This window comes from Pseudomonas sp. WS 5410 (assembly GCF_012985645.1).
Classification (GTDB): Bacteria; Pseudomonadota; Gammaproteobacteria; order Pseudomonadales; family Pseudomonadaceae; genus Aquipseudomonas; species Aquipseudomonas shahriarae.
In genome coordinates, this window is the sequence record NZ_JAAQWS010000018.1 from 110,521 (window position 1) to 117,398 (window position 6,878).

At 61.4% G+C, this 6,878-nt stretch carries 5 protein-coding genes; 2 read left to right on the plus strand and 3 right to left on the minus strand.

Annotated elements, in window-relative coordinates:
- Window position 1: 1 nt before the first annotated feature.
- The gene (locus HBO24_RS23310) at window positions 2-1,087 is read left to right on the plus strand and encodes an extracellular solute-binding protein (protein ID WP_170044371.1); all 1,086 of its coding nucleotides are present in this window, start codon (window positions 2-4) and stop codon (window positions 1,085-1,087) included.
- A 20-nt stretch (window positions 1,088-1,107) separates the two neighbouring features.
- Complete coding sequence (locus HBO24_RS23315; RefSeq protein WP_057438574.1) at window positions 1,108-2,214, plus strand: agmatine deiminase family protein; 1,107 nt, start codon at window positions 1,108-1,110, stop codon at window positions 2,212-2,214.
- 9 nt (window positions 2,215-2,223) lie between these two features.
- Here HBO24_RS23315 and HBO24_RS23320 read toward each other — a convergent pair whose 3' ends face one another.
- The 3 genes from HBO24_RS23320 to HBO24_RS23330 form a co-directional block, all read right to left on the minus strand.
- Window positions 2,224-4,083, minus strand: a complete 1,860-nt coding sequence (locus HBO24_RS23320) for a DUF3857 and transglutaminase domain-containing protein (protein ID WP_115128653.1) — start codon at window positions 4,081-4,083, stop codon at window positions 2,224-2,226.
- 112 nt (window positions 4,084-4,195) lie between these two features.
- On the minus strand, window positions 4,196-5,089 hold the full coding sequence (locus HBO24_RS23325) for a bestrophin family ion channel (RefSeq protein ID WP_057960253.1): 894 nt from the start codon (window positions 5,087-5,089) through the stop codon (window positions 4,196-4,198).
- A gap of 74 nt (window positions 5,090-5,163) precedes the next feature.
- Entirely contained in the window at window positions 5,164-6,462 is a 1,299-nt protein-coding gene (locus HBO24_RS23330) for an MFS transporter (protein ID WP_170060406.1), read from the minus strand.
- Between the last annotated feature and the right edge of the window lie 416 nt (window positions 6,463-6,878).

A 6,878-nucleotide genomic window follows, 5' to 3' on the forward strand; every position in this document is an offset into this window, starting at 1 on the left:
CATGAAGCTGATCCACTGCACCCTGGCCCTGAGCATCGTCATCCCGACGGTACAGGCCGATGAAAAGATCCTGCGCCTGTACAACTGGGCCGACTATTTTGCCGAGGACACCCTGGCGCGCTTTACTGCCGAAACCGGGATCCAGGTGATCTATGACGTGATGGATGGCAGCGAAACGCTGGAGGCCAAGCTGATGGCCGGTGGCAGTGGTTATGACCTGATCTTCCCGGGCGATACGGTGGGCGAGCGCTTGATGCGCGCCGGCAGCCTGCAGCCACTGGATCCGGCAAAACTTGAGGCGCTGGAGGATATCGAGCCGGGCCTGCAACAACTGCGCAGCCATTACCGCGCGTCCAATCAGGCCACAGTGCCCTATACCTGGGGCACGATTGGCCTGACCTATAACGCAGAGCAAATCCTACAGCGCATGCCGAATGCGCCGGTCAATAGCCTGGACCTGTTATTCAAGCCGGAACTGGCTCGCCAATTTGCCGATTGCGGCATCTCGCTGATCGACTCGCCCGACGAAGTACTGGCCGTGGCGCTGATCTACCTGGGGCGCGAACCGCGCAGTGCCAAGCCCGAGGACCTGGCTGCGGCCAGCGCCCTGTTGCTCAAACTGCGGCCGTATATCCGCAAGTTTCAGTCGCAACCGGTGACTGACCTGGTCAATGGCAACCTGTGCCTGTCCCTGGGCTACAGCGGCGACATGACCCAGGCGCAGCGGGCGGCGGATGCGGCGGGTAAAAAGGCGCGCTTCCAATACCACATCCCCCGCGAGGGCACGACGGTGTGGATGGACACCATGGCCATCCCCGTGGATGCACGGCATCCGGAATACGCCTACGCGTTTATCAACTTTGTCATGCGCCCAGAGAACATGGCGGCCATCAGCAATTTCACCGGCTACCCCACGGCCAATGCCAAGGCCCGCGCCAGCGTCGATCCGGCCATGGGCAACAACCCGGACATTTACCCGGACGACGCCACCTTCAAACGACTGGTGGCCGGGCAGGATATTCCCCAGGCCGATATGCGCGCACGCATGCGGGTTTGGACTAAGTTCAAGACGGCCATTGGTCAATGACGGTCAACCCAGAGGTGCACATGAGCACACGTCGCCAATTCATCCAACAGGCCGCGGTGGTGGCCGGCCTGGGCGCCGCCGCGTCCATGGGGCTGCCCGTCTACGCGGCGGTCCAAGGCCGCTGGTTCATGCCCGATGAGGGCGAGAAACACCAGCGCGCCTTTATCGCCTTTGGCGCCCAGGAGGCGATTCACCAGGACTTCACCCCCGCTGTGCAGGACGCCCTGGGCCGTATCGCTCGTACGATTGCCGAGTACGAACCGGTCACGGTGTTCTGCCGCGAAGATGAGCGTGAGCTGGCCGAAGAAAAATGCGGCACCCGTAACATCACCTTCGTACACGCCGAGCTGGATGACATCTGGATGCGTGACACCAGCGCCAACTTTGTCGTGGATGACAATGGCCAGTTGGGCGCAGTGGACTTCAACTTCAACGGCTGGGGTAACAAGCAGCAGCACGCCGACGATGCCGAACTGGCGGCTCACGTTGCCGAGCTGGCAGGCGCAACTTACATCCGCAGCGAACTGGTGGGCGAGGGCGGTGCCATCGAAGTGGATGGCCATGGCACCGGGATCATGACCGAAAGCAGCTGGATCAATGCCAACCGCAACCCCGGCTGGAGCAAGGCCGACGTCGAGGCTGAGCTGAAGAGCCGACTGGGCTTGCGCAAGATCATCTGGTTGCCGGGTATCAAGGGCAAGGACATTACCGACGCCCATGTCGACTTTTACGCACGCTTTGTCTCGCCGGGCGTGGTCATCGCCAACCTGGACACTGACCCTGAATCCTACGACCACCAGGTGACGTTGGCCCACTTGGACATGCTCAAGCAGGCTAGCGATGCCGATGGCCGGCCGCTGCAAATACACACCGTGTCGCCACCGCTGAACCCGCGTCGCAACCGGTTCAGTCGGGATAACCCGGACTATGCCGCCGGCTACATCAACTACTTCGTGATCAACGGCGCAGTGATTGCGCCGCAGTTTGGCGACAAAGTCGCCGACCGCAAGGCCTTTGACTTGCTGTCCAGGCTCTATCCGGGGCGCAAGGTGGTGCAACTGGATATCGACGCGATTGCAGCCGGCGGTGGTGGCATTCACTGCGTGACCAGTCACCAGCCGGCATGACCTTGGGAGTTACAGCGTCTGCACGATGATCTGGCTCTTCAGGTCGTTGACCATGCTTTCGATCACCGGCTTCATCGCCTTGAAGTCCTCGGGGCTGCACACGGTATTGGCATGGGCGAACTTGAAGTGGCGGGTAATCAGCACCGTGTTGCCTTCCTTGGCGTAGGTGGCCTGGTAGTCAAAACCGGCCTGTTGCAGGGACTGTGGCTTGGGCACGGCGAGGACGGTGACTTCCTTGGGGAACTCGAAACGGGCCTGCTCCTGGGTTTCTCCCGAGAGGCAACCGAACTCTTGGGTGCGGTCTTTTTCCGAGGCGAAGGCAAACACGTTCTGTGCAATGCCGCCGACCAGGCTGCTGAGCGCCGGCACGCCGGTCGGGCCTGGCAGGTTGACCAGGTTGTCGGTGCGCCCTTCAAGGGTGTTCTTGAACGGGTTGACTTCATCCTGCAAGGAGTCGCTTTTGAACGTGCCCTGGCCCGTTTGCCCGTACCAGCCGAGGACGTTGCGGATCATCGAGTCGCGGTCAGCCGGTTTCATTGCATTGAGCAGGTAGCGATTGAACTCTGAGCCCCAGCCTTCCACGGTGGTGGCATGCACAAAGTCCGCCGCGCCGTTGCTGTCGACCTTGAACAGCAGGTCGTTGGTGACCTTGCCGGTTTGCGCGGCCGGGGTCTTGGCCATTTCGCCGGACTGCGTCAACAGTACTGGCTTGCCCAGCACCGGGATCGGCAGGTAGCCCGCGGCAATGGCTGTGGCGGTGGAGTCCAGGTACAGATCCAGGGCCGGCACATAAGTGATCGCATGGTTGAGCACACCCAGGGTGGGCACTTTGGCCAGGGTGTAGCTGTTACCCAGGTTGACCAGCACCGGCGAGCTCTCGATCGCTACCGCGCGCAGCATGGCTTCCAGCAGGGCCACATGGTCCTTGCAGTCGCCATAGCGGTTGTCCAGCACGGCCTGGGCCGGATGCGGTACTACGCCGCCCGCGCCGACATACACCGCTACATAACGAATGTTCTTACGAACCCAGTCGCTCAGGGCCAGGGCTTTGCTGCGCGGGGTGCTCAGGTTGGCCGTAAGTTGCTTGGCCAGGGCGGCAATGGCCGGCGTCACTTCGACCTGGGCTCTGGCCTCATAGGCCTGGGCAAAGTCCTTGTAGCTGGCGAACGTCGAGACCGCGAGGAATTGGCCGTAATCGACGTAGGACACGGCGCCGGTTTCCATGCGCGCCTTTTCCTGTGGTACGTAGTCCCAACGGTACACCTTGCGCCCGGCAGCCGCGGCCGGGGTGCTGGCCTTGAAACCCCGGGCATCGACGAACAGCGGCTTGTCGGCTGGCAAGTCGTAGCTCAGGCTCAACTGCTCGGCATCGTAGAAGTCCGGCACGTAGAAGTCTTCGAACTGCTGCGGGAACAGGGCAGTGGTGCGCTGGCGCTGGTAGCGCAGAACCAGCCGGTCACCGACCGCTACCTCTGGAAATATCACCACTTTGACCCGCGAGTCCTGGAACATCGGCGCCTCGGAAGAGGCGGTCTCCTGTTGTTCCTTGATCTGCTCGGCGCCCACCTTCACCTTGCGGCCGTCGGGCTTTTGGGTGAAGGCTTCAAGCACCTCGAGGTTTTCCAGGGAGCGGTTGTAGCTCAGCGAACGCTGTGCGTTGTCTTTGATCGCTCGCTCTTCATTGATCCGCGTGACCAACTCAACCATCTGGACAAAGCTGCCATCGGCATTGATCACGTACGACTGGTGGTTTTTTTCGAAGGTGGCCGAATGGTCGGTTTCATCGGTGGCGGCTTGGGCACTTAGCGTACAGGCAAGCAAAAAAAGTGCGCCCAGCAGGCGCATCGAGTGCAGGTAAAAGCTTTGCATAGAGATCCTTCTGATTAATGCGACGCTCACTCTGCAGGGAAGAGCGCACTGTGATAAACGAAATGTTTAATGCGACTCATTATTATCTACGCGCTCGAAAAATGCAGGCTTTTTAATGGCCCCTGCGAACATCACCCAACGAATCCCGCTGCATCGACTGCAGGTTTTTCTCGATGGTTTCGCAGATGGCCTCTGTCTGGATCTGGTGCTCGCTGGAGCGAAACGGGCTTTGCAGGTCGGTGCCGATGCGTTCGATGGCCAGCAGCATAAAACCCACCACCGTCGATGCCAGTGGGGTGAACCAGCCCAGGGACTCCACCAGCCCCACTGGCACGATCAGGCAGAACAGCGAAATAAACAGCCGGGGGAAATACACATAGGGGTAGGGCAGTGGTGTGTTGGCGATGCGCTCCATGCCGCCCTGGCTGTTGGACAGATCAACCATGGTTGATTCCAGCCGCGCCAGGCGAATGCTGTCCAGGCGCCCGGCCTTGTATTCGCGGGCCAGCAGGGCCGCGGAGCCGGTGAGGATATCGTTGGCAAAGTTGTTGGTAGCGCCGTTGCGCGCGAACTCATCCCCAGGAATAAATGCCCGCACTTCCTCCGGGCACGGCTCGCCTCGCAGGTGCGACGCCAGGCAATTCACATAGGCCACGTGGCGGCGCAGCAAGGTCGACTTGATCGGATTGACCTCGTTGTCGGGGTCATCCAGCAGCGTCAGCACCTGCCGCGCAAAGCTGCGTGAGTTATTGACCATCGCGCCCCACAGCGTGCGCGCCTCCCACCAGCGGTTATAGGCGCTGGTATTACGAAAGCTGATCAGCACCACCAGCGCCGAGCCGAGCAGCGTCAGGGGCATCAGCGGCAGGTTGATCTTGGCGTTGAGGAACAGCATGAAGTCCACGGTGACCGCAATATCCCACAGCAGCAGCCAGAACAGTGCCCAGCCGACATAGCCCATGGTCTTGATAATCAGGCGGTACTTTTTGACGATGGCAGCTTTCAAACACAAACCTCCGAGCGGGCGAAAAGCATCGATGCCCTAGCTCGGACGGTGTTTGCGCAAGAAAGGTTCGCGCCTTATGCGTCGTGCAGGGAAATGCGCGAGGTCTCCGGCAAGGCCAGGCCGCCGGCCAGCGCGAGCAAGGCCACGGCAATCAGGTAAAACGCCGGTGACAGGTTGCTACCGGTGGTGCTGATCAACCAGGTCGCCACCAGCGGCGCGGTGCCGCCGAAGATCGTGTAGGCCATGTTGTAGGTGATCGCTGAGGCGGTGTAGCGCGTGCGGGTCGGGAAGGTCTCCGAGAGCAGGGCGGCCGTGACCACGCCGCACAATACCGCGCCCACCGCCAGCAGCATCACGCCGATGATGGACGCGGCGAACGAGCCGGAACTGGCCATCAGGAACGAGGGGTATACCACCCCCATCAACAGCCCGCAGGCGGTCATTACTGTGACGCGCCGCCCGACCCGGTCGGAATACCAGCCGGCCAGCGGGCATATCGCCGCAGCGAAGATCAGCGCAATCAGCGACACCAGCAACGCCGTCGCCCGGCTCAAACCACCGGCCACCTGCAGGTACGTGGCAAAGTAGGTGGTGAACATATAAAACGACAGCGCCGTCAGCGACACAAAAGCGCCCAGGCAGCAGATTGCCGCGCCATGGTTGCGCAGGGTTTCCTTGAGCGGCGAGTGGGCCACCGCGTGCTCCTGCTCGACCGCCTGGAACGCCGGGGTTTCATCCAGCCGCCAGCGCAGGTACAGGCCCACCAGGCCCAGCGGTGCAGCGATCAGGAATGGCAGGCGCCAGCCCCAGCTGCCCATGGCTTCGGCCGACAGCGAAGCCTCCAGCGCATAGGCCACCACCGCCGCCGAGGCAAAGGCGGCAAAGGTCGATACCGGGATAAAGCTGCCATACCACGCCCGTTTATCGCTGGGCGCGTGCTCCATCAGGTAGGCGCAGGCGCCGGCGTATTCACCGCCGGCGGAGAAGCCCTGGGCGCAACGGATCAGCGACAACAGGATCGGCGCCGTGACGCCAATCGCGGCATACATGGGCAGCAGGCCGATCAGGGTCGTGGCCCCGGCCATCAGCAAAATCGTCATCGCCAGGGTGCGCTTGCGGCCGATGCGATCGCCCAGCATGCCAAAGAAAATCCCGCCCAGAGGCCGAAAGGCAAAGGCCACGGCAAACACCGCGAAGGTCTTGAGCAACGCCGCACTGGCATCGCCACTGGGGAAAAACTGCTGGGCGATGGTGGTGGCCAGAAAGCCATACACGGCGAAGTCGAACCACTCGACAAAGTTGCCGATACCGGCGGCGACGATGACTTTTCTCAGGGTTTGCGGTGGGACCTGTTCGGTGGATGCACGCGTCATGGCGGGGCCTCGGCATTTCGTCAGTAATCGTTCGATTATCAGGAAAGTGCCCGGGGCGGCTTACTTCAAAAGTGTCATCGGCGTAGTCAGCACCGACCTGCCAAGGCAATGAAGATCCAATGTGGGGGGCTTGCCAGCGATAGCGGCGGGTCAGCCGACATCAATCCCAGCAATACCGCCGCCATCGCAGCCTCGCCGGGGCTCGACAGCTCCCACCTCGATCTTCAGGGTTTGGAGGATTGCATTTCAGCTGCCACCGCAGGATGCATACGATGCTCAATGTGCTGAAGATCCAATGTGGGAGATTCTATGGTTTTGGGGAAGCCCCCAAAACCGCTTTTGACTGGTATTCGCTCAGGTTTTTCATGAGCGAAAAGGCGATGCGCGCCAGCTTGCGGCCAATGATGACCAGGGCT